The organism is Inquilinus sp. OTU3971 (assembly GCF_038440215.1).
Map to the genome: position 1 here is coordinate 1 of NZ_JASATH010000143.1, position 21,711 is coordinate 21,711.

Below are 21,711 nucleotides of genomic sequence, written 5' to 3' on the forward strand. Positions count from 1 at the left end.
CCCCCCCCCACACCCCTCCCCCTGCCCCCCTCCCGCAAGGGGAGGGGGGACTGGAAAAGATGGGCGGCGGCATGAGCATGGCCTCACGAGCCGCGATCTCGCATGCGGCGGGAACACCCAAGCGCCGCCGCCTGTCGGCGCGGCATCGCGAGTGGATCGCCGGCTATCTCTTCGTGCTGCCCGATGCGCTGGGCCTGCTGGTGTTCGTCGGCGGGCCGATGCTGCTGTCGCTCAGCCTCGGCTTCTTCGGCGTCACCGGCTTCGGCGGCTACCGCTTCGTCGGCCTGGCCAACTACGGCCGCATGCTGGCCGACCCGCTGTTCCTGGAGAGCCTGAAGGTCACCCTGCTCTATGTCGCGCTGCTGGTGCCCAGCCTCTATGTCACCGGGCTGGGCCTTGCCCTCCTGGTGCACCGGCGCAGCCGCTTCTCCGGCCTGTTCCGGACGATGTTCTTCCTGCCGCACATGGTCAGCCTGGTGGTGGTCGGGCTGATCTGGCAGGTGCTGCTGATCGACAAGATCGGCGTGATCAGCCGGTTCTCGGCCGCGATCGGGCTCGGCGGCCTGTCCTGGCTCGGCGATCCCAGCCTGGCGCTGTACGCCATCGTCGGCGTGAGCGTCTGGTTCCTGATGGGCTACTACATGCTGATCTTCCTGTCCGGGCTGCAGGACATCCCGCGCGAATATCTCGACGCGGCGCGGATCGACGGCGCCGGGCCGGTCGCGTCCTTCCGCTACATCATCCTGCCGCTGCTGCGTCCGACCAGCTTCTTCGTGCTGCTGGTGTCGACCGTGGCCGCGGTGGCCGGCGCCCAGACCTTCGACCTGGTCTATGTCATGACCAAGGGCGGGCCGGCCAACTCGACCGCGCTGGCGATCTATTACATCTATGAGCAGGCCTTCCAGTTCGGCGAATACGGCTACGCCGCGGCCATGGCCTCGGTGCTGGTGATCATCCTGCTGGCCTTCACCGCCCTCCTGTTCCTGGCCACGCGCGGCGGGCGCTTCGACTATGACTGACATCGCCCTCCCCGCCCGCGCGGTCCGCCCGGCCGGCACGGTCTGGTTCCTGGCCTCGGCCATCGCCGCCCTCATGACCGTGGCGCCGCTGCTGTGGATGCTGTCGATCGCCTTCAAGGGGCCGGACGAGATCTTCGACCCCGGGCTGATCCCGGCGCGGCCGACGCTGGACAACTTCCTTTACGTCTTCACCGAGGTCGATTTCCTGCGCTTCCTGCTGAACACGCTGGTGGTGGCCGGGTCGGTGACGCTGATCGCCCTGCTGTTCCACTCCATGGCCGGCTATGCCCTGGCCCGGCTGCGCTTCCCGGGGCGGGAGGCGATCTTCCTCGGCATGTTCGCGACCTTCCTGATCTCGCTGCCGGTGATCATCGTGCCGCTGTTCATCCTGGTGCGGCAGCTCGGCCTGGTGAACTCCTATGGCGGGCTGATCATCCCGGCGATCTTCAACGCCTTCGGCATATTCCTGCTGCGCCAGTTCTACCTGAACGTGCCGCGCGAGCTGGAGGAGGCGGCCTTCATCGACGGCGCCGGCTACTGGCGGGTCTATTGGAGCATCGTGCTGCCGCTGTCGCGGCCCATCCTGGCGGCGCTCGCGATCTTCTTCTTCCTGGCCAACTGGAACGCCTTCCTGTGGCCGCTGACCATCACCACCGACCCGAAGCTGTGGGTGGTGCAGGTCGCGGTCGCCAGCTTCCAGGCGCAGTACTCCGCCTCCTGGAACTACATCATGGCCGCCTCCACCGTGGTGGCGCTGCCGACCCTGCTGCTGTTCGTGCTGTTCCAGCGGCAGATCATCGAATCGATCAAGACCGGCGGGCTGAAATAGCCGCCGCCACGGGAGACCACATGATGCAGAGCAATGCCGGATTGTCGCCGCTGCGCGGCCTCGCCAAGCTGCGCCACGCCCGCACCCGGCGCTTCTCCAGCTGGGACCGCACCGGCGGCAATGACGACCGGCTGCACATCGCCCCGGGCGAGACGGTGACGATCGCCGAGGCCACCGGTTCCGGCGTGGTCACGCATACCTGGGTCACCATCAACTGCGCCAGCCGGCACGCGCTGCGCAAGATCGTGCTGCGCGCCTGGTGGGACGGCGAGGCCGCGCCCAGCATCGAATGCCCGCTGGGCGACTTCTTCGGCATGGGCCACGGCCAGACCCGCAACTTCGTCAGCCTGCCGCTGCAGATGAGCCCGCAGGACGGCCGCGGCTTCAACTGCTACTTCCCGATGCCGTTCGCCAGCCAGATGCGCTTCACCGTGACCAACGAGGCCGAGCACGAGCTGCAGTTCTACTACTACATCGACCTCGAGCTGCATGACGCCCTGGAGGACGGGCTCGGTCGCTTCCACGCCCAGTGGCGCCGGGCCGCGCCGCAGCCCTTCGACGAGGCCGGCCTGTCGAACGAGGAGGTGCTGTTCGGCGGGGTCAACACCGACGGGGCGAGGAACCACGTCATCCTCGACGCCGCCGGCCACGGCCATTATGTCGGCTGCCTGCTGAGCGTCTATTCGCTGCGCCGGTCGCGCGGCTGGGACTGGTACGGCGAGGGCGACGACATGATCTTCGTCGACGGCGAGCCCGGCATCTCCGTGCCCGACGCCGGCCGCAAGCGGCAGATCGCGGCGGAGGCGCCGCAGCCGGTGATCGCCGATCGGCCGGAAAGCGCGCCCGGCGCCAACGACGCCTGGCCGCCGACCCTGCACGGCACCGGCACCGAGGACTATTTCAACACCGCCTGGTGCCCGAACCAGGAGTATTCCGCCCCCTATCACGGCATCATCGCCGGCGGCGGCCCGAACTGGCAGGAGCCGGTGACGCTGTACCGCTTCCACATCGAGGACCCGGTGGTGTTCCGGCGCTCGATCCGGGTGAGCATCGAGCGCGGCCATGCCAACCGGCGCGACGACGAGGTGTCGAGCACCGCCTTCTGGTACCAGGCCGAGCCGCACAAACCCTTCCCGCCCCTGCCCGCCGCGGCCGATCGTCTGCCGAGCTTCCGCGCGCCGTTCGAGGAGAGGGGGTGAAGCCCGTGCACGGGGCCGAAGAGTCACCACTATCCGGCCCCGACGAAAGCTTTCATCGAAGACTGCGTCTGTCCATTCATGAATTGACAGAATCCGGCAATCTACATTATTGCAGAGATGCTTATTCTTGAGAATATATTTCCATCAAGGAGACTTCAATGGCTGCATTAGATGTCGTCCAGTGGACACAGCTTCTTGCTCTTGGCGCATTTTCGGGCGTCCTTGGCCAAGGTGCGCGGGTCGTTGTCGGCCTCAAGAAAGTCGGTGATACGGCTGCCGCGGAAAACCGGGAAATCAGCGAGCTGATCGTGCCGTCGCGTTTGCTGATCAGCCTGCTCATCGGCGCGATTGCCGGCGGCCTGACGGCAGTGCTTACCGACATCAATATACAGGCGGTTTCCTTCAACACGATCGCCGCCTTCGCCGCCGCGGGGTATGCCGGGGCCGACCTGATCGAAGGGCTGATCAGCCGCATCCTGCCGCAGCCCGGGAAATCTATGAGTGGGACGATCCAGCCTTCCGTCCGGGTCGAAGAGTATCTGGGGTGAGGGTGGAGCCATGAACGCGTCCTTCACGCCCCTTGAGGGCTCCGTCACGACCACCGCACGCCTCAACATCCGGGCCAGGGCGCCGATGACAACGTCGTCGATCGCGCGGAAGGTGGATGCCGGCGCGTCCCTCCCTGTCCGCGGCGTCGTCTCCGGTGAGATCGTCCTGGGCAACGCCCGCTGGTATGCGGGCCCCAATGACACTTTCTTCTGGTCGGGGGCCTGCTCATCCTTCCAGCCGGCCAACTTCGCGCCGCCGACCTCGGCAGCGACGGGACTCAACGTCGACCGCCGGCCCGACGGGACGATCCTGCCGCTCTCGGACGCGAAGCTGCGGTCCGTGTTCGGCGACTTTCCCTATACCGAAGGGTCGAAGGGCCGGATCAACATCGACCCGACGTGGGTGCAGCAGAACATCATCGAGATTGCGACGCCGATCCTGGCCGATGCGGGATACCCGAAGATCACGATCCATCGAGAGGCGGCTGACGGGTTCAAGGCGGCCTTCGACAGGATCGCTGCAGCCAATCTCTCGCATCTCATCCTGAGCTGTGCCGGCACCTTTGTCCCCCGGCACAAGGGCTGGGATCCAAACCGCGGGCTGAGTTCGCATTCCTGGGGCGTCGCCATCGACCTGAACGTGGCTTGGAACGGCTACGGCGCCGAGCCGGCCCCGTTCGGCACCCATGGCTCGGTGCGCGAACTGGTGCCGCATTTCGAGGCGGAGGGATTCGCCTGGGGTGGCTATTTCTCGCCGCCCTACCAGGACGGAATGCATTTCGAGCTGGCCCGCAAGGATCTCTGAGCCTGCGGCGCGCTTACGACCGGCTCCCCTTGTCCGGGCAACGGTCCGCGACGTCGCCCGGCCGTCCTCTCACCCTTTCAGCCCGGTATGCGCCAGCCCCTCGATGAACTGGCGCTGGGCGATGACGAAGACGATCAGCACCGGCAGCGCCGTCAGCGTCACCGCCGCCAGCTGGACGTTCCACATCGGACCGCCATAGGCGTCGACATACTGGGTCAGGGCCTGCGGCAGGGTGAACTTCTCGGTCGAGGACAGGAACACGATCGGCTCGAGATACAGGTTCCAGCTGTGCAGGAAGGTGAAGATGGCGACCGCGCCCAGCGCCGGGCGGGCCAGCGGCAGGGCGATGCGCCAGAACAGCCCGAAACGGCCGAGCCCGTCGATCCGCCCCGCCTCCTCCAGCTCCGGCGGCAGGGTGATGAAGAACTGGCGCATGATGAAGGTCGCCAGCACGCAGGGCGCGCCGAGGATCGGCACCAGGATCAGCGGCCAATGGGTGTTGACCAGGCCGAGCCCCAGGAAGAAGCGGAACAACGGCACGATCGTGACCTCGCTGGGCACCAGCAGCGCCAGCAGCACTACCATGAACACCAGGTTCTGGCCCGGGAAGCGGATGCGGGCGAAGGCGTAGCCGGCGAGCGAGGCCACCGCCATGGTGCCCACCGTCACCACCGCGGCGATGTACAGGCTGTTCCAGTACTGCAGGGCGAAGGGCTGCAGCGCGAACACCTGGGCGTAGGCGTCGAGATCGAGGCGGCGCGGCAGCAGCGCCGGCGGGAAGGCGAAGATCTCCTGCACCGGCTTGAAGGAGGAGGTCACCATCCACCAGGTCGGGAAGACGAAGGGGATGGCCAGCACGCACATCAGCCCGTAGATCGCCAAGCGGGCGCGCGGGGTGAGATCAGCCCTCATGGAACACCCAGCGCTTGCGCAGCTGCCACTGCGCGAAGGTCAGCACCGCGACGATCGCGAACAGCAGCACCGCCAGGGCCGAGCCATAGCCGAAGGCGTGGAACTGGAAGGCCTGCTGGTACAGGTAATAGACCAGCACGGTGGTCGAGATCCCCGGCCCGCCCTGGGTCAGCACCGCGATCTGGGCGAAGACCTGCAGCGACCCGACGATCGTGATGATCGAGGTCAGGAGGATGGTCGGGCTGATCAGCGGCAGGGTGATGCGGCGGAACTGGGCGAAGCGGCCGGCGCCTTCGATCCGCGCTGCCTCGTACAGATCGCGCGGCACGGTCTGCAGCGCCGCCAGGAACAGCACCATGTTCAGCCCGACATTCTTGAACACCTGGACCACGATCACCGACAGCATCGCCGTGGTCTCGCCGCGCAGCCAGTTCGGCCCGGTGACGCCGAGCACGGCCAGGATGCCGTTGATGCCGCCATCCTTCTGCAGCAGGAAGCCCCAGACGATGGTCCAGGCCACCAGCGACACCACGACCGGCGAGAAGAACAGCGCCCGGAACACCGTCATGCCGCGCAGCCGCTGGTTCAGCAGCACCGCCAGCAGCAGCGCCAGGCTGAGGTTCAGCACCACCAGGCCGATCGAGAACAGGGCGGTGGCGCCCAGCACGCCCGGCAGCTCCGGATCCTGCAGCAGCATCCGGTAGTTGCCGTCGCCGACATAGTCGAAGCTGCCGGCCAGGACGTTCCATTCATGCAGGCTGTACCAGGCCACCAGGGCCAGCGGCATCAACACGAACAACGCCACCCCGGCCAGCTGCGGCGCCACGAACAGGTAGCCGGCCAGGGCGTCGCGGCGGCGCATCGTCCAGAACGGCGCGCGGGCCGCCGCGGCCTGCACGGCAGGAGCCGTCATGACGGAGACCCTGGCCGGCATGGTCAGCGCGCCAGCAGCGGCCGGATGCGGCCGCACACCGCCTTCAGCTCCGCGTCGACATCGGCGTCGGGCTGCCACAGCGCGTCCAGCCCGGCCCGCACCACCTGGGCGATCTGGGCATTGCCGGTATGGCTGGGCTTCACCGCGCCGATCTCGATGCCGCGCACCACCACTGCCTCGATCTGGCCCGGCTTCAGCATCGGGTTGGCCTTGGCCAGGAGGTCGACGACGAGCTGGCTCTTGCGCGGCGGCGGGAAGAACTGCGCCAGCTTCGCCGAGTTCTCCGGATTGCTCAGGAAGGCCAGGAAGGACGCGGCAGCCTGCGCGTTCGCCCCGGCCTTGAACACACCGATGCCGGCCTGGCCGATCACCGCATATTCGCCGGCAGGTCCCTTCGGCAGCGGCACCAGGTCCCATTCGAAGGCGCCGTCCTTCAGCAGGGCCGCCCGGCTGATCTGGGTGATGGTCATGGCGGCGTCACCGGCGAAGAAATCGGCCGGCGCGCCCGGCCCCGGCATCGCCTGGTCGGTGAACACCGCCTTGTGCAGGAATCGCATCGCCTCGGCCATCGGCGGCTGGTCGAAGCCGCAGGCCTTGCCGTCCGCACTCCAGGGCGCGGCGCCCCAGCCGTTCCAGATGGTGGCGAGGTTGTCCCACAGCTTGTAGTCGAAATCGCGCACCACCAGCCCGGCCTTGCCAGTCTTGGCATGGACCGCGGCGGCGTCGGCGACGGTGTTGTCCCAGCTCCACTCCCCCGCCGCGATCCGCTCGGCCGGCGGTTTCACCCCGGCCTGCTTCACCAGGTCGAGATTGACGAAGACGCCGAAGGGCGAGGTCGAGAGCGGATAGGCGTAGAGCACCTCGCCGCGGCGCCAGAGCGCGGTGGCGCTGGGCAAGAGGTCGTCATAGCCGTAGCCCGGCGTCGCCCGCAGTACGTCCTGCAGCGGCAGCAGCACGCCGGAGGAGACGAAATCCGGCGCCGAATTCTCGAAGATCCAGGCCAGGTCCGGGGCGTTGCCGCCGGCGATCTGCGTGGTCAGCGCCGTGGTGTAGCCGTCGAAGGGCAGCGTCTCGAAGGTGATCGAGGCGACCTCCGGATGGTCCTTGCGGTATGCGGCGGCGATGTCGTCCAGCAGTTGCAGATGCGCCTTGTTACCGGTCCAGACCGTCATCCTGAGGGCGATGCCCTCCGCGCAGGCCGGGGCCCCAAGGGCCGCAGCGGCCAGCAGGCCGGCCGCGGCGGTGGCGAAGATGCGGCGTCCGAGCGTCATGGCGTCCTCCCCTTATCTTATCCGTTGGTTCCGGCGGTGCCGGTCAGTAGCCGGCGACCTCCGGCCAGCGCAGCTCGACCCCCTGCCCCTCCAGCCGGGCCTGGAAGGCGGCCAGCTGGTCCGGCCGCGCCCGCACCGCGCGCGGCGGCAGGCCGTGCTGCAGGCACCAGGCGGCGAGATGGCCCGCCACCTCGCCGATGTTCCATTCCACCGGGTGCAGCCGGTAGCAGCCATTGGTGATGTGGGTGGTGCCGATCGCCTTGCCGGCCGGCAGCAGGTTCTCCATCCGCCGCGGCAGCAGGGCGCCGAGCGGGATCTCGAACGGGCAGCAGCCGACATCGATGTAGTTGTCGCCGCCGGTCGAGGGGTGCAGGTCGATCCGGTACATGCCGACACCGACGGAGTCGGGATAGCGCATCGCGCCGAAGCTGCCGCGCACCGCCAGCGACAGATGCTGCTCCACCACCGTGGTCTCGGCGCGGATGCGGCGGGATTCGCGGATGTAGGGCGCCTGGGCCAGCCCGTCGATGGTGCCGGTGACGTCGCTGCGCAGCCTGAGGCCTGGGAAGCCGGCGCCGCCGTCCGGCCGCGGCGCCTCGGTCTGCAGCCAATACAGGACGCAGCGCGACAGCTCCTCGGCGCCGGCCAGGTGGCGCTGCGCCTCGGCCTCCGGCACCTCGAACACCGGCCCCTCGAAATAGTCGATCATCGGCCAGTTCACGAGGGTGATGTCGCTGGCATAGGTGCCGTCGGTGAAGTTGCGGCGGGCGGCAATGCGCCGGAAGGTCCAGAGGTTGCCGTCGCCCGGGTTCAGCCGCTGGTCGGCGTTGACCGCCAGCGGGTCGTCGTCCGGGTTCGGGGTGAAGCTGCGCTCGACGATCTCCAGCGTGCGCGGATGCGGCGACCGCCAGCCGAGCAGCGGCCCGCCCCAGAACTCCGGCCGGTAGTCGCGCCAGAAGGCATAGTTCGCCGGCCGGTCGATGACGTGGTTGCCGTCGACATGGTCGAGGGCGAAGCAGATCGACACCGCCTGCATGTTCAGCGGCTGGGCGATCCCCGGCGCGCTCGGCTCCCCGGTCTCGGTCCGGGATTCGAAGCCGGTGACGTATTCGGTGCCGGTCAGCGGCAGCAGCGCGCCGGTCTCGGTGGCGTCCAGCACGTATCGACCCGAGGCCATGATGTCCGGCCCGCCGTCGCGATGGGCCAAGCGGATGGCGCGCACCCGGTCGCCGTCGACGTCGGCCGCGACCGGCCGGTAGGGCTGCAGCACCTTGAGGCGGCCGGAGCCGCGCCACGGCGCCAGCATCGCCTCGATCACCGCCAGGCCGACCCGCGGCTCGTGGCACAGCCGGCTGACCCAGCCGGCGCCGGGGTTCAGGTCGCGCCAGGCCCGGGCGCCCTCGGTCAGCGGGTAGTGCCGGCGGTAATGCTCGCGGATGCCGTCGCGCAGGGCCCGGTAGCTGGCGGTGACGCCGAAGCGCTCGACCCAGGAATGCTCGTCCGGCGGCACCGCCTGGCTGGTCAACTGGCCGCCCAGCCAGTCGAACTCCTCGGTCAGGATCACCGAGCGGCCGGATTTGAGCGCCGCCAGCGCTGCCGCGACGCCACCCAGGCCGCCCCCGACCACCAGCACATCCGCATCGAATTCCCGGGTCAATTCCGTCGTCCCTTCCGCTTGTCCGGCACTGGGCCGAGAGTCTGCCCCTCGGCCAGCTCGCAGGGCAGCAGCCGCTGCCGCCCCGCCTCATCCCCGCCCATCACCAGGGTCAGAATCTCGACCGCCTGCCGTCCCATCTCCTCTCGCGGGATGCGAAAGCAGGTGAAGGCGATGTCGGTGGCGACCGGCTGGGTCGGGTTGCCCAGCGCGATCAGCGACAGGTCGTCCGGCACCGCCACGCCGCGGTCGCGGGCCGCCCGCTCCAGCAGCACGGCGTCGGCCTGGTCCTCGACCAGCGCCACGGTCGCGCCGGCGCGCAGCAGCCCGTCGACGAGCTCGCCGGGATCGCGGTCCTGGGCGGGCTCGTGGATCCAGTCCACCCCCGCCTCCTCGACCGCGGCACGGAAGCCGGCCCAGCGGTCGTCGGAGGATTCGGCGCCGCCGCCCGGGCCGAGGAAGGCCTGGCGGCGATGGCCGAGCGCCACGGCGCGCCGCACCAGCGCCGCGGTGGCGGCGGCATAGTCGGCACCGACATAGGGCACCGGGCCGCCGGCATCGTCGCGGCGGCCGATGGCGACGAAGGGGTAGCGGCCGGCGACCAGCCGGGCCAGTTCGTCCCGGTCCAGCGTCCGGCCCAAGAGGATGCAGCCATCGGCCAGGCGCAGCCGGTTGTTCTCGTGGAAGATCCGGCGGCGCCCGCCGGTCACCGGCGCGCTGGTGAACAGCAGCAGATCGTAGCCGAACCGCTCCGCCGCCCCTTCGATGCCGAGCAGGAAGGGCGTGTAGAAATCGGCCTGCCCGGTCGGGAACACCGGCTCGTAGGTGAAGACGCCGAGCAGCTGGTTGCGCCGCCCGACCAGCTTCTGCGCCGCCGGATCGGCGACATAGCCGGTGGCGCGGATCACCTCCAGCACCCGCTCGCGGGTCTCCTGCGGGATCCGGGCCGAGCTGTCGCCGCGCCGGTTGAGCACCAGCGATACCGTCGCCTGGCTGACCCCAGCCAGCCGCGCGATGTCCCGCTGCGTCAGCCTCGCGCCCTCTCCCGGCATTCCCTCGCCTCTTGATAATACGTATTATCTAAGATAATAATCAGACCCTGCCGGGGTGGTCAACCCTCGACTGGGTTCTGCTCTTGGCGAAAAGTCCCGACCCGGGGCGTGGTGGGGGATCGGCCCCGGGTCGGGTTGAGAGCGCTCAGGGAAGTGGAGCGTTGATCCTGAGACGAAGCCGGACGGCCTTCCATTCCAAGATTTTGATCATGCCACCTCGGGCAGCCGGTCCAGCAGCTTGTCGAGCGTGATCGGATAGTCTCGCACCCGCACGCCGGTGGCGTTGTGGACAGCGTTGGCGACCGCCGCGGCGACCCCGCAGATGCCGAGCTCCGCCACGCCCTTGGCCTTCATCGGCGACGAATGCGGGTCCGCCTCGTCGAGGAAGATCATGTCCTGGTGCGGGATGTCGGCATGGACCGGCACCTCGTAGCCGGCGAGGTCGTGGTTGACGAAGAAGCCATGGCGCTTGTCGACCGCGAGCTCCTCCATCAACGCGGCGCCGACGCCCATGGTCATGGCGCCGATCACCTGGCTGCGCGCCGCCTTGGGGTTGAGGATGCGGCCGGCGGCGCAGACCGAGAGCATGCGCCGCACCCGGATCTCGCCGGTGGCGGCATCCACCGCCGCCTCGACGAAATGCGCGCCGAAGGTCGATTGCTGGTGCGTCTTGTCGAGATCGCCATATTCGATGGCGTCCTCGGCGACCAGGCCGCCCTCGCCCGCCGCCTGGGCAAGCGGCGCGCTGCGGTTGCCGGCGCGGACCTGGCCGTCGGCGAAGACCGCCTCGGCGGAGTTGAAGCCGAGCCTCTGCGCCACCGCCTCGCGCAGCTTGACGCAGGCGGCATAGACACCGGAGGTCGAATTGCTGGCGCCGAATTGCCCGCCCGAGCCGCAGGAGACCGGGAAGCTCGAATCGCCGAGCCGCACCACCACCTTGTCGAGCGGCACGCCCATCATCTCGGCCGCGGTCTGGGCGATGATGGTGTAGCTGCCGGTGCCGATGTCGGTCATGTCGGTCTCGACCGTCACGTCGCCGCGATGGTCGAGCCGGACGCGGGCGCCGGACGCCATCGGGAGGTTGTTGCGGAACGCGGCGGCGACCCCCATCCCGACCAGCCAGCGCCCGTCCCGGATGCTCCCGGGCTTCGGGTTGCGCTTGCTCCAGCCGAAGCGCTCGGCGCCGCTGCGCAGGCACTCGACGAGATGGCGCTGCGAGAATGGCCGCTCGGGCTTTTCCGGATCGACCTGGGTGTCGTTGATGATCCGGAATTCGACCGGATCGAGGCCGAGCTTTTCGGCCATCTCGTCGATCGCGATCTCCAGCGCCATCATCCCCGGCGCCTCGCCGGGCGCGCGCATCGCATTGCCCTCGGGCAGGTCCAGCACGGCGAGCCGCATCGACGTCATGCGGTTGGCGCCGGCATAGAGCAGCCGGGTCTGGTTGACCGCCAGCTCAGGCCCGCCGCCGGGCAGGTCGCCGGACCAGCTCTCATGGCCGATCGCGGTGATCCGGCCGTCCCGGTCGGCGCCGATGCGGATGCGCTGGATGGTCGCCGGCCGATGCGTGGTGTTGTTGAACATCAGGGGCCGGGGCAGCGTCACCTTCACCGGCCGCCCGGCGGCGCGGGCGCCGAGGGCCGCCAGCAGCGCGTCGGCACGCACGAACAGCTTGCCGCCGAAGCCGCCGCCGATGAAGGGCGAGACCAGGCGGACATTCTCCTTGGGGATGCCGAGCGTCTTCGCAACGTCGCTCACGCCCCAGGCGATCATCTGGTTCGAGGTCCAGACCGTCAGCCTGTCCCCGCCCCAGGCAGCGGTCGTCGCATGCGGCTCCATCATCGCATGCCCCTGGTCGGGCGTGGTGTAGGTCTCGTCGAGCCGGACCGGTGCTTCGGCGAAGGCGCCTTCGAAGTCGCCGACGGCGGTGTCGGCCGGGCCGCCGAATTTGGGCTCGGGCTTGGTCGCGGCATCCATCGCCGCCGCGCGGTCGAAGGCGCCCTTCCCCGGGACATAGTCGACGCGGATCAGCTGCGCGGCGGCGCGGGCCTGCTCGAAGCTCTCCGCGACGACCACCGCGATCGCCTGGTGGTAATGGTCGACCTCGGGGCCGCCGAGCAGTTTCGCGGTGTTGTAGTCGCCCTTGCCCAGCGTGCCGGCATTCTCCGCCGTGACGATGGCGAGCACGCCGGGCGCGGCCTCGGCGTCGCCCAGATCGATCGCGGCGATCCGGCCCTTGGCGATGGCCGAGCCGACGACATAGCCATAGGCCGGGTTCGCCACGGCGTCATGCCGCTCATAGGCATAGGGCGCGGTGCCCGAGGTCTTCATCGGGCCGTCGATGCGGTCGGTCGGCCGGCCGACGACCTTCAGACGGTCGATCGGATTGGTGGTGGCGGGGGTGTCGAACTTCATGGCTCAGGCCCTCGCTTCGGCCAGCACCGCGGCGAGCGTGCGCTCGACCAGCGGCAGCTTGAACGCGTTCTCGGGGGTCGGCTTGGCGCCGGCGAGCAGTTGCTCCGCGACCGGCTTGGCGCCGTGCGGCAGCTCGGCCTCGGCGGCCTCGACGCGCCACGGCTTGTGCGCCACCCCGCCGAGGGCGACGCGGCCGGTGCCGTCGCGCTGCACGATCGCGCCGACCGAGACCAGCGCGAAGGCATAGGAGGCGCGGTCGCGCACCTTGTGATAGATCTGCCGGCCGCCGACCGGCTTGGGCAGCGTCACCGCGGTGATCAGCTCGCCGGGCGCGAGCACCGTCTCGACCTGCGGCGTGTCGCCGGGCAGGCGATGGAACTCGGCGATCGGGATGGTCCGCGCCGTGTCGTCGGGCTGCACCGTCTCCACCGTCGCGTCGAGGGCGCGCATCGCCACCGCCATGTCGCTGGGATGGGTCGCGATGCAGGCATCGCTCGTGCCCACCACCGCCAGTTGGCGGCTGAAGCCCTCGATCGCGGCGCAGCCGCTGCCGGGCCGGCGTTTGTTGCAGGGCTGGTTGGTGTCGTAGAAATACGGACAGCGCGTGCGCTGCAGCAGGTTGCCCGCGGTCGTCGCCCGGTTGCGGAGCTGGCCGGAGGCGCCGGCGAGCAGCGCGCGCGACAGCAGGCCGTAGTCGCGCCGGACGCGCCGGTCGGCGGCGAGGTCGGTGTTGCGCACCAGCGCGCCGATACGCAGGCCGTCCTCCGGGGTCGCCTCGATCCGGTCGAGCCCGAGGCCGTTGACGTCGATCAGATGCGTCGGCGTCTCGATCTCGAGCTTCATCAGGTCCAGCAGGTTGGTGCCGCCGGCGATGAACTTGGCGCCCTCGGTGCGGGATGCGGCCGCGGCGGCGTCGGCGGGCGAGCGCGCCCGCTCATAGGTGAAGGACCTCATGCCTCCCTCCCCGCGACCTCGGTGATCGCCTCGACGATGTTGGAATAGGCGCCGCAGCGGCAGATGTTGCCGCTCATCCGCTCGCGCAGCTCGGCTTCGGTCAGGCGCGGCCGGGCGGTGAGGTCGGCGGTGACATGGCTCGGGATGCCGGCCGCGACCTCGTCCAGCATCGCCACGGCCGAACAGATCTGCCGGGCGTGCAGTAGCCGCACTGATAGCCGTCATGCTTGACGAAGGCGGCCTGCATCCGGTGCAGGCGGTCGGGCCGGCCGAGCCCCTCGATGGTGGTGATGCTGTCGCCGTCATGCATGACCGCCAGCGTCAGGCAGGAATTGACCCGGCGGCCCTCGACGATGACGGTGCAGGCGCCGCACTGGCCGTGGTCGCAGCCCTTCTTGGTGCCGGTGAGGTGCAGATGCTCGCGCAGCGCGTCGAGCAGGGTCGTGCGGGTGTCGAGGTCGAGGTCGCGGGCTTCGCCGTTCACGGTGAAGGTCAGCTTGGACATGACGGGTGCTCCGGCAATAGCGGCTTCGGCATCGGCGATCGACGGCGCCGTCGTCATCGCCACGGATGCGGCGGTGCCGATCATCAGGCCGCGCCGGCTGATTGCGAGTTCGCCGAGGGTCTGCATGGTGTCCCAATCCCCACTTCGCTGGCGGTTGCTGGCACATTGAGCGATTCCGCCGTCGGGGCCGCGTCTTGCGGCCGAGGCGCATTTGGCGTGTCAGGGCTCGGGGGCCGAACGATGCGGTCGCCGCGGCCCTGTATCGGGGCCAATGACCCGTCGCCGACAAGAGTTCCGCTCCCGGCTGACCAGCGGCATCGAGCGGGACCTGTGGGAACGGTTGCAGCGCGAGCGGCATTGCCCTGTCAGGAGGTGTGCCATGGCTCGACATCGATATTTCGTCAGCCCGAACAAGGGGAACTGGGCGGTCAAGGAGGGCGACACTCGCCTCGGCGACTTCCCGACCCAGGCCGCGGCCCGGAACTGGGCCCGCGACATGGCCCGCCAGGTCTCGGCCGGCGGGCAGGACGCCCAGGTGGTCGTCCAGGGCCGCGACGGCCGGATCAAGGAGGAGCGGACCTACGGCAACGATCCGCGTCGCCATCCGGGGTAGACCGGGCACGCCGATCCGGCGCCAAAAACGACAAAGCCCCGCGCGAGGCGAGGCTTTGTCGTTGAAATCGCTCGGCGTGCCATGGTGGATGAAGATGAGTACTACGTCCTCGACCTGACGTTGTGACCGATGATCTGCCTCCGGCACCGCCATCGGCTTATCGCCTTCGAGAAGTTTCTATTCGGCATGGGCGAACGCAATCTCACCCATGTCGCCCCTGCCCTTCCACCACATCGTTCGGTGCAGCTTCACTACCCCGGCCTCCGGAAGGGGATCGGACGACATCGTGAGGCCTCGTCCAAGGCGATGGCCGATCGCCTCATCCCTGCAGAGTCTTATCGGACTCGCCCAGGATCTGTCGTTGGGCAAGCTGCATCAGCGAATTCATCTTTCGGTTCAGGCGATGGGCCGACAGCCTGATACCCCGGGCGGCCAGATCCTTCCTGACCTTGCGGGTGATGTCCCAATGGGTTCGTTCCACGCCCGCCGCGACGAGTTCTCCTGCATAGGAGTCGGCTGCCAGCCCTGTGAGCCCGATCAGCTCGGCTGCCCAGAAACCCAACAGCCGGTCCCGGCGGGTCCGGATACGGAATGCCATCTCCTGATCGTGCTGGAAGGCAGCTTCGATCGCCTTTTCCCTCGAATCCAGAAATGTCATGTTTCCTCCATCCCGGCTTGCCGTGGCCGGTCAGTTCGACCAGAGAACGAGCGTGCGCGGATCCCGCATCACATCGCGCGTGGTGCCGCCAAAGATCCGCTCCCGCGTTCGATCGTGCGAATAGGCGCCCATGACGAGCAGATCCGCACATGCCTCGTCTGCGGCCATCATCAATGTCTCACCAATGGACAGGCCGATCGGTTTTCGAACTTCCGCTTCCGCCTTGAGGCCATGGCTCGCGAGATAGGTCTGCACTGGCTCGAGCGGCGGGGTCGCGCCATGCTCCTCGACCGCGAGCACAGTGATCTTCCGGCACCCGTCGAGAAGAGGCAGGGCACCCGCGACTGCCCTTGCCGCCTGGGGAGTATCGTTCCAGGCGATCAGGGCCGACCCGCAGCGGTTCAAGATGGTTCGGCCGGGAACCAGAAGGACGGGGCGCCCGGTGGTCAGCAGCGCCGCCTCGAAGATCCGGTCGGCAACCGAGGGGCGGCCGCGTTCGGCCTTCGCCACCACGATCAGGTCTGCGGCGCGGCCGGCTCGCCCGATCGCCTCGGCATAGGGTGTCGGGCATTCCGTCCAATGGACTGGAGCTGGCTCCACCGGGTCGTGGCTGTGCCGACACCGGATCCGATCCCGTTGCCGCCACTCCTCGAACCAGGCCCGGGCGCGGTCGGCTGAAGCGCGCACCTCCCTGCTCATCGTCTCGGCGAAGTCCTCCGTCCATCCCGGCGCGAAGATCTCGCCGAGGAAGCGGTCGGACGGGTCTGCCGGCCGGCAGAAGTAGAGGCACTCGAGCTCCGCCTTTTGCCGACGGGCGATGATCGCCGCGATATCCAGCATGTCGTCCCGCGGAGTACCCGCGAAGGGACTCAGGATCCGACGGATCGACATCTCAGATCTCCTTCTGTCGCGCGAACCGTCGAGGCCCCGTCGCCGCCTTGGGCGAGTTCCTCCAAGTGGTCCATCGCTTCGAGCGTGATCTCGTGCCGGCCGTGGACAGCGATCAGCCCCTGATCCCTCAATCGGCCGAATGTCCGGCTGATCGTCTCCAGAGTCAGGCCGAGATAGTCGGCGATCTCCGCCCGGGTCATCGGCAGTTGCACAGGGTTGGTCGAAAGGCCGAGGCGCCCCGCCCGGCCGCTGAGCTGCAGCAGGAATCCCGCCAAGCGCTCCAACGCCGATTTCTGGCCGAGCGACAGCATATGCTCCTGTGCTGCGGTCAGATCTCCGATCAGCCGCTCGCGAAGGGCGGTCCCCACTGCCGGGAGACGCCCCAGCAATGCCTCGAAGCGGGCGCGCTCGAAGCGGCACAGCCGGGCTTCGCCGATTGCGTCGACGCTGTAGGGATAGGCGCCCTGGACGGGGAGCCCGAAGAAATCACCGCTGAGAAGGAAGCCGACGATCTGCTGCCGGCCGTCCGGCAGTGCCTTCACCAGCTTCGCCGCGCCGGACACGATGTTGAAGGCGTGATCGGCGGGATCGCCCTTTGTGACGACGCGCTGGTGCGGACGCAGCCGGACCGTTTCGGCGATGTCGGCGAACTCCGTCAGGTGTTCATCCGAAACGCTGCCGCAGAGGCTTCGGCAGCGCGCCTCGCAGTTGCGACAGTCGTCGAGCGCCGATCGCGTCGCCGGAACCAGAAGCCTCAAGACGCCGGCTACCATCGAATGCTCCCCGACGAGTGCCATCTATTGCCATCGGCAATTCATCACCGGGTCGCCCCCGCGACTTTGATCTAGATCAATCAGCTCTCGTCCAAGGCGTGGCGGAGATGTCGCAGGACCGCGCTCCGAGCGCGAGCGTGGCCGGCGGCCTCGAGCCGGGCGTCGATGTCGAGCAGAAGCCGGGCCCGTTCGTTGTGCCAGTCGAGCGCCGCGACCGCCTCCGGCAGGATGCGCGGTCTCTGCTGCATCGGGATGAGCTCGGCCCCGCCGACGCGAAGGGTGTAGCCGTCGTCGAGCTGCGGCACGATCACCGCCGGCGCGGAATCGAGGCTCTTGACCACTCGTTCCCGCAGCGCCCCGAGCGCCGGCCGCTCGCCATGCACCAGGAACACGGCGCCGCGGATCGGCGTGCGATCGGCGATCCAGCGCGCGAGTTCCGGCCCATCGGCATGTCCGGAATAGTCCTCGATCATCCGGATCCGCGCCCGTACCTGAAAGTCCTCGCCCTGGATCCGCACGGCCTTGGCGCCGTCCTGCAGCAGCCGGCCGAGCGTGCCCTGCGCCTGAAAGCCGGTCAGCAAAACGGTGGCGGCTGGATTCCAGAGATGACGCTTCAGGTGATGCCGGATGCGGCCGGCGTCGCACATGCCGCTGGCGGCGATGACGATCCTGAACCCGTCCACGCCATTGATCGCCCGGCTCTGATCCGCCGTCTCGGCGAAATGGATCTGCTTCGATCGCAGCGCCCGGGCGAAGTCCGGCCCATCCTCCAGCGCCTTGTGGTTCTGCAGGAACACATCGGTGGCCCGGATGGCGAGTGGCGAATCGACATAGATCGGCGATGGCGGCACGACGCCCTCCCCCATCAGCCGCACGAGATCGAGGATGAGCTCCTGGGTCCGTTCCACCGCAAAGGCGGGAATGATCAGTACGCCTTGCGGCGTCATCGCCTCCCGGATCTCGGCCGCGAGGTGGGCGCGCCGTGTCTCGGGCGTGATCTCCGGCCGGTCCACATCACCATAGGTCGCTTCGCAGACAAGGATGTCGATGTCCGCTGGCGCCCGAGCGTCGGGCTGGAGCATCTTGGCATCGGGACCGAGGTCGCCGGACACCAGGAGGCGAAGGGGCCTGCCCTCCTCGCCCGCGAGCTCGACCTCGATCGACGCCGATCCCAGGATGTGCCCCGCATTCCAGTAGCGGACGCGGATGCCAGGAAGCGGCTCGAACCACGCCTCGTATCCGACCGCACGGAAGGCCGCGAGGGTCGTCTCCGCATCCGCCACGGTGTAGATCGGTGTCACCTTCGCCCGGCCCCGCCGCTGGTTTCTCTGGTTCAGCGTGAGCACCTCCGACTCCTGGATGTGGCCGGCATCGGGCAGCATCACACCGCAGAGATCGATCGTGCCGGAGGTAGCGTAGACCGGCCCGCGGAAGCCCTCACGGACGAGCTTTGGGATCAGGCCGCTGTGATCGATGTGGGCATGGGTCAAGAGAACGCAGTCGATCTGGTCCGGCCGGAAGGGAAAGGGGATGTAGTTGAGTCCTTTGAGCGTTTTCGTTCCCTGGAACAACCCGCAGTCGATCAGGATACGGCCGCTGTCGGCCTCGAGCAGGAGACAGGAGCCGGTGACGGTGCCGGCCGCGCCGTGGAAATGCAGGGCGGGTGTCATGAAGAGCCTCGTCAAGCGGGCGCGGCGCGCCAACGGCGATCGGTGTCGTCGGCGCGCCGCTGTTGCCGTCGAATGGCAGATCTAGCCAACGAGCAGATGATCCTCGACCGCGGTGACCCCGGGGGCGGACCAGGCGGCCCGTTCCGCCGTGTTGCGTTCCGCCCAGTTCCGCACCCGGCCATTCAGGGTGATGGTGCCGTCCACAGCCGAAACCCGGATTTCGCCGGCATCGAGAACCGCGTTCCGCCGGAACGCATCCTCGATCTTCTGCTTGACGTCCGCGGCGCGGACCGCCGGCTGAACTTTGATCAGGTTCATCAGGCCCACGACGCCGCTCAGCTTCTGGATGTCGGCCGCCGCCGCACCTCGCTGGTAGTCCCAGTCGACGCTGCCGGTGAGGGTCACCCACCCCTTCTCCACCTTGACCGAGATCCGCCCGGGCGGCACCGACACGTCCCATTGCAGGATGCGCACCGCCCGCTCGGCGATCTCGTCGTCCTTCGTCTTCTTGGCGTAGGACGGGCGCACCTCGATCTCCTCGGCGATGCCGCGCACGCCGGTCACGCGCTGGGCCGCTCGTTCCGCCGCCAGCTTCTCCGCATAGGTCGTCACATGCCCGGTGAGCGTCACCACGCCGTTGTCGGCGGCGACGCCGATATGGGTGGCGTCGAAGGTAGGATCCCACGCCAGCTCATTGAGCACGGTCCGCCGAAGGTCCTCGTTCTTACCGGTCATCACCAGCCTCCGTTGTAAGGGTTGACGGACAATGCCTAACGCTGCTGCCGCGGATCAGCATTGACCCAGATCAACTCGGCTATCGGGCTCCGGCGAGATCTCACAACCAAAGGAGGCCCACGCTGGCGTCGGCGCGGGCCTGTGTCCGGGAATCCCAGCCGATCAATGCGCCAGGAGGACGCCGATACGCGCCTGCTCGATCACGTCGCGAGTGGTACCGCCGAAGATCGCCTCCCTCACCCGGCTGTGGGTGTAGGCGCCCATGACCAGGAGTCCGGCCTGCATGCGATCCACCTCGTCGAGCAGCACCTGCCCGACGGTGCGGTTCTCGAGGGACTTGGCCTCGGTCTCAGCCAAGATGCCGTGCCGCTGGAAATAGGCCCGGATCGGGTCGAGCTGGACGTCCTGCCCGGCCTCGTCCTGCACGGTGACCACCTTGACCCACTTGCGGTCGCGCAAGAGCGGTAGCGCCCCCGCCACCGCACGCGCGGACTGCACGCTGTCGTTCCAGGCGACGAGGACGGTGTCGGTGCGGCTGAGGAACGGCGTGTCGGGCACCATCAGCACCGGCCGCCCGGACGCCAGAAGTGCATCCTTGAAGATCTCCCGCGACCAAGCCGTCGCGGTATTCTCCGGGCCGTGGGTGACGATGAGATCGGACACCCGACAGGCGGCGCCGATCACGTCGCTGTTGACGCCCGTCTCGTCGCGCCAAGTGACCGTCGGTGTATCAGATTCGCCGCCAACGTGGTTGCGGTGACGCCAGCCGTCGAAATAGTGGCGGGCGGCTCCGGCGGCCTCCTTCACCTGAGCCTCGATCTCGGCTTGGTACTGTTCGCTCCAGGCGCCGTAGTCGAACTCCCAACCCGGGAAATTGCCCACGATGGAGGGGTGCAGATACAGCACCTCGACCGCGGCGGTCTGCTCCCGCGCCATCGCCAGCGCGGCGTCCAGGAGGCTGTCGTCGTTGAGCTTGCCCGCCACGGGCACCAGGATCTTACGGATCGGCATGGCCATCTCCTGCATTCCAAGGGTGCGCCGCGGTCTGCCGGAGGATTGCCGCCGGTCGCACACAGCATCCTGCTGGGCGTCGAGCCAACCGGCTTTGAGATGGATCAAGCGCCGAAGGCGATCGTCACTCGCACGAGCTCCGGCTCGTCCGGCACGATTTCGCGCTTGAAGCCCAGCTCCTCGGCCATGCGCAGCATGGTGGCGTTCTCGCGCAGGATCTCGCCGGAGATCTGCGCCAGCCCTCGACCACGGGCATAGGCGATGATCTCGGTCATCAGCCGATAGCCCAGTCCCTGGCCCTTCAGATCCGAGCGCACCATGATGCCGTATTCGGCGGTGACGTTGTCCGGATCGGCGACGATGCGCACGGTGCCGAGGAGCACAGGGTGCCCGTCCTCCTTCGCCTCGGCCACCAGCGCCATCTCGCGGTCGTAGTCGATCTGGGTCAGACGGGCGGCGAATTCATGGTCCAGCCGCATCGGAGCGAAGAAGCGCAGCCGGATGTCTTCCGGGCTCGATCGCTGCAGCATCTCGCGCATCGCCAGCTCGTCCTCCGGCCGCACCGGCCGCAAGGTGAACTCGTGCCCGTCCCGAAGCGTGAGGTGCTGCACCAGATGCTGCGGATAGGGTCGGATGGCGAGACGCGGCGTGCCCGGAGGGAGCGGCGGCTGCACCCGAATCCGAGCGTCGAGCGCCAGGACACCGTCCCCATCCGCCAGGAGGGGGTTGATGTCGAGCTCCACCACCTCGGACAGGTCGGCGGCGAGCTGCGACAGCTTCACCAGGGTGGACGCCACCGCGGCGAGATCGGCTTTGGGGCGGGCGCGGTAGCCCTGCAGCAGGCGCCACACCCGGGTGCGCGCCATCAGGTCTCGGGCCAGCACGACATTCAACGGCGGCAGGGCGACGGCAGTGTCGCGGAGCACCTCGACCGCGGTGCCGCCATGGCCAAACAGGATGATCGGGCCGAATAGCCGGTCCTGGCCGATGCCAAGGATCAACTCGTGCGCGTCCGGCTTGCGCGCCATTTCCTGCACGGTGAGGCCGAGCAGCCGGGCCTGGGGCGCGGCCTTGCCGATGGTCGCGAGCATCTCCCGCGCCGCCACCCGCACCTGTTCCGGCCCCTGCAGGTTGAGCCTCACTCCGCCAAGATCGGATTTGTGGGTGATGTCCGGCGACAGGATCTTCAGCGCCACCGGTCCTGCGAAGCCGGCCGCGGCCTCTGCGGCGGCGTCCGGATCTGCGGCAACGCTGCGGGTTCGT

Annotated in this window: 20 protein-coding genes and 1 pseudogene; 6 read left to right on the plus strand and 15 right to left on the minus strand. The window is 68.6% G+C overall.

Features of this window, described 5'->3' with window-relative positions; all coding sequences use genetic code 11:
• Window positions 1–71: 71 nt before the first annotated feature.
• The 5 genes from AAHM41_RS28455 (at window position 72) to AAHM41_RS28475 (ending at window position 4,400) form a co-directional block, all read left to right on the plus strand.
• The gene (locus AAHM41_RS28455) at window positions 72–1,019 is read left to right on the plus strand and encodes a carbohydrate ABC transporter permease (RefSeq protein ID WP_342239989.1); all 948 of its coding nucleotides are present in this window, start codon (window positions 72–74) and stop codon (window positions 1,017–1,019) included.
• Entirely contained in the window at window positions 1,012–1,848 is an 837-nt protein-coding gene (locus tag AAHM41_RS28460) for a carbohydrate ABC transporter permease (RefSeq protein ID WP_342239990.1), read from the plus strand. The genes AAHM41_RS28455 and AAHM41_RS28460 overlap by 8 nt, the downstream gene beginning before the upstream one ends.
• Window positions 1,849–1,868: 20 nt before the next feature.
• A complete protein-coding gene (locus tag AAHM41_RS28465) occupies window positions 1,869–3,047 on the plus strand; it encodes a glycoside hydrolase family 172 protein (protein ID WP_342239991.1) in 1,179 nt (392 codons plus the stop codon).
• Window positions 3,048–3,205: 158 nt separating this feature from the next.
• Window positions 3,206–3,595 carry a hypothetical protein gene (locus AAHM41_RS28470; protein ID WP_342239992.1) on the plus strand — a complete coding sequence of 130 codons (390 nt, stop codon included), beginning with the start codon at window positions 3,206–3,208 and terminating at the stop codon, window positions 3,593–3,595.
• Between the two features lie 10 nt (window positions 3,596–3,605).
• Window positions 3,606–4,400 (plus strand): M15 family metallopeptidase, encoded by a 795-nt coding sequence (locus AAHM41_RS28475; RefSeq protein ID WP_342239993.1) that lies wholly within the window; start codon window positions 3,606–3,608, stop codon window positions 4,398–4,400.
• 69 nt (window positions 4,401–4,469) lie between these two features.
• Here the strand turns inward: AAHM41_RS28475 and AAHM41_RS28480 are convergent, their stop codons facing one another.
• The 8 genes and pseudogenes from AAHM41_RS28480 to paoA form a co-directional block, all read right to left on the minus strand.
• Window positions 4,470–5,312, minus strand: coding sequence for a carbohydrate ABC transporter permease (locus tag AAHM41_RS28480; RefSeq protein ID WP_342239994.1), 843 nt, complete (start codon window positions 5,310–5,312; stop codon window positions 4,470–4,472).
• The gene (locus AAHM41_RS28485) at window positions 5,302–6,225 is read right to left on the minus strand and encodes a carbohydrate ABC transporter permease (protein WP_342239995.1); all 924 of its coding nucleotides are present in this window, start codon (window positions 6,223–6,225) and stop codon (window positions 5,302–5,304) included. The genes AAHM41_RS28480 and AAHM41_RS28485 overlap by 11 nt, the downstream gene beginning before the upstream one ends.
• A 23-nt stretch (window positions 6,226–6,248) precedes the next feature.
• Window positions 6,249–7,517, minus strand: a complete 1,269-nt coding sequence (locus tag AAHM41_RS28490; RefSeq protein ID WP_342239996.1) for an ABC transporter substrate-binding protein — start codon at window positions 7,515–7,517, stop codon at window positions 6,249–6,251.
• Between the two features lie 43 nt (window positions 7,518–7,560).
• Window positions 7,561–9,174, minus strand: coding sequence for an FAD-dependent oxidoreductase (locus tag AAHM41_RS28495; protein ID WP_342239997.1), 1,614 nt, complete (start codon window positions 9,172–9,174; stop codon window positions 7,561–7,563).
• Window positions 9,171–10,223, minus strand: a complete 1,053-nt coding sequence (locus AAHM41_RS28500) for a LacI family DNA-binding transcriptional regulator (protein WP_342239998.1) — start codon at window positions 10,221–10,223, stop codon at window positions 9,171–9,173. Before AAHM41_RS28500 ends, AAHM41_RS28495 begins: the two co-directional genes overlap by 4 nt.
• 207 nt (window positions 10,224–10,430) lie before the next feature.
• On the minus strand, window positions 10,431–12,638 hold the full coding sequence (gene paoC / locus AAHM41_RS28505) for an aldehyde oxidoreductase molybdenum-binding subunit PaoC (protein WP_342239999.1): 2,208 nt from the start codon (window positions 12,636–12,638) through the stop codon (window positions 10,431–10,433).
• 3 nt (window positions 12,639–12,641) lie between these two features.
• Window positions 12,642–13,592, minus strand: a complete 951-nt coding sequence (locus AAHM41_RS28510) for an FAD binding domain-containing protein (protein WP_342240000.1) — start codon at window positions 13,590–13,592, stop codon at window positions 12,642–12,644.
• Window positions 13,589–14,223 (minus strand): annotated as a pseudogene (gene paoA, locus AAHM41_RS28515) (aldehyde dehydrogenase iron-sulfur subunit PaoA). Before paoA ends, AAHM41_RS28510 begins: the two are co-directional and overlap by 4 nt.
• 253 nt (window positions 14,224–14,476) lie before the next feature.
• On the opposite strand from paoA, the gene AAHM41_RS28520 reads away from it, so the two are divergent.
• Window positions 14,477–14,710: a DUF2188 domain-containing protein gene (locus AAHM41_RS28520; protein ID WP_342240001.1), complete on the plus strand. Its 234-nt coding sequence runs from the start codon at window positions 14,477–14,479 to the stop codon at window positions 14,708–14,710.
• 319 nt (window positions 14,711–15,029) lie between these two features.
• Here AAHM41_RS28520 and AAHM41_RS28525 read toward each other — a convergent pair whose 3' ends face one another.
• The 7 genes from AAHM41_RS28525 to AAHM41_RS28555 form a co-directional block, all read right to left on the minus strand.
• Entirely contained in the window at window positions 15,030–15,368 is a 339-nt protein-coding gene (locus AAHM41_RS28525) for a DUF1476 domain-containing protein (RefSeq protein WP_342240002.1), read from the minus strand.
• Between the two features lie 30 nt (window positions 15,369–15,398).
• On the minus strand, window positions 15,399–16,259 hold the full coding sequence (locus AAHM41_RS28530) for a universal stress protein (RefSeq protein WP_342240003.1): 861 nt from the start codon (window positions 16,257–16,259) through the stop codon (window positions 15,399–15,401).
• Window positions 16,238–17,032, minus strand: coding sequence for a Crp/Fnr family transcriptional regulator (locus AAHM41_RS28535; protein ID WP_342240004.1), 795 nt, complete (start codon window positions 17,030–17,032; stop codon window positions 16,238–16,240). The genes AAHM41_RS28530 and AAHM41_RS28535 overlap by 22 nt, the downstream gene beginning before the upstream one ends.
• Window positions 17,033–17,112: 80 nt before the next feature.
• Entirely contained in the window at window positions 17,113–18,702 is a 1,590-nt protein-coding gene (locus AAHM41_RS28540) for an MBL fold metallo-hydrolase (RefSeq protein ID WP_342240005.1), read from the minus strand.
• A gap of 81 nt (window positions 18,703–18,783) precedes the next feature.
• Window positions 18,784–19,437, minus strand: coding sequence for a BON domain-containing protein (locus tag AAHM41_RS28545; protein WP_342240006.1), 654 nt, complete (start codon window positions 19,435–19,437; stop codon window positions 18,784–18,786).
• Window positions 19,438–19,599: 162 nt separating this feature from the next.
• Window positions 19,600–20,448: a universal stress protein gene (locus AAHM41_RS28550; protein ID WP_342240007.1), complete on the minus strand. Its 849-nt coding sequence runs from the start codon at window positions 20,446–20,448 to the stop codon at window positions 19,600–19,602.
• 104 nt (window positions 20,449–20,552) lie between these two features.
• Window positions 20,553–21,711 (minus strand): GNAT family N-acetyltransferase (locus tag AAHM41_RS28555; RefSeq protein ID WP_342240008.1); only part of this gene is annotated, 1,159 nt, incomplete at its 5' end.

Bases quoted from the DNA above. Each gene is read 5' to 3' on its own strand.
- AAHM41_RS28475 (WP_342239993.1), top strand. From the start codon at position 3,606: ATGAACGCGTCCTTCACGCCCCTTGAGGGCTCCGTCACGACCACCGCA.
- AAHM41_RS28545 (WP_342240006.1), bottom strand. From the start codon at position 19,437: ATGACCGGTAAGAACGAGGACCTTCGGCGGACCGTGCTCAATGAGCTG.
- AAHM41_RS28485 (WP_342239995.1), bottom strand. From the start codon at position 6,225: ATGACGGCTCCTGCCGTGCAGGCCGCGGCGGCCCGCGCGCCGTTCTGG.
- AAHM41_RS28525 (WP_342240002.1), bottom strand. From the start codon at position 15,368: ATGACATTTCTGGATTCGAGGGAAAAGGCGATCGAAGCTGCCTTCCAG.
- AAHM41_RS28500 (WP_342239998.1), bottom strand. From the start codon at position 10,223: ATGCCGGGAGAGGGCGCGAGGCTGACGCAGCGGGACATCGCGCGGCTG.
- AAHM41_RS28470 (WP_342239992.1), top strand. From the start codon at position 3,206: ATGGCTGCATTAGATGTCGTCCAGTGGACACAGCTTCTTGCTCTTGGC.
- AAHM41_RS28465 (WP_342239991.1), top strand. From the start codon at position 1,869: ATGATGCAGAGCAATGCCGGATTGTCGCCGCTGCGCGGCCTCGCCAAG.
- AAHM41_RS28540 (WP_342240005.1), bottom strand. From the start codon at position 18,702: ATGACACCCGCCCTGCATTTCCACGGCGCGGCCGGCACCGTCACCGGC.
- AAHM41_RS28510 (WP_342240000.1), bottom strand. From the start codon at position 13,592: ATGAGGTCCTTCACCTATGAGCGGGCGCGCTCGCCCGCCGACGCCGCC.
- AAHM41_RS28490 (WP_342239996.1), bottom strand. From the start codon at position 7,517: ATGACGCTCGGACGCCGCATCTTCGCCACCGCCGCGGCCGGCCTGCTG.
- AAHM41_RS28480 (WP_342239994.1), bottom strand. From the start codon at position 5,312: ATGAGGGCTGATCTCACCCCGCGCGCCCGCTTGGCGATCTACGGGCTG.
- AAHM41_RS28550 (WP_342240007.1), bottom strand. From the start codon at position 20,448: ATGCCGATCCGTAAGATCCTGGTGCCCGTGGCGGGCAAGCTCAACGAC.
- AAHM41_RS28460 (WP_342239990.1), top strand. From the start codon at position 1,012: ATGACTGACATCGCCCTCCCCGCCCGCGCGGTCCGCCCGGCCGGCACG.
- paoC (WP_342239999.1), bottom strand. From the start codon at position 12,638: ATGAAGTTCGACACCCCCGCCACCACCAATCCGATCGACCGTCTGAAG.
- AAHM41_RS28520 (WP_342240001.1), top strand. From the start codon at position 14,477: ATGGCTCGACATCGATATTTCGTCAGCCCGAACAAGGGGAACTGGGCG.
- AAHM41_RS28455 (WP_342239989.1), top strand. From the start codon at position 72: ATGAGCATGGCCTCACGAGCCGCGATCTCGCATGCGGCGGGAACACCC.
- AAHM41_RS28535 (WP_342240004.1), bottom strand. From the start codon at position 17,032: ATGGTAGCCGGCGTCTTGAGGCTTCTGGTTCCGGCGACGCGATCGGCG.
- AAHM41_RS28530 (WP_342240003.1), bottom strand. From the start codon at position 16,259: ATGTCGATCCGTCGGATCCTGAGTCCCTTCGCGGGTACTCCGCGGGAC.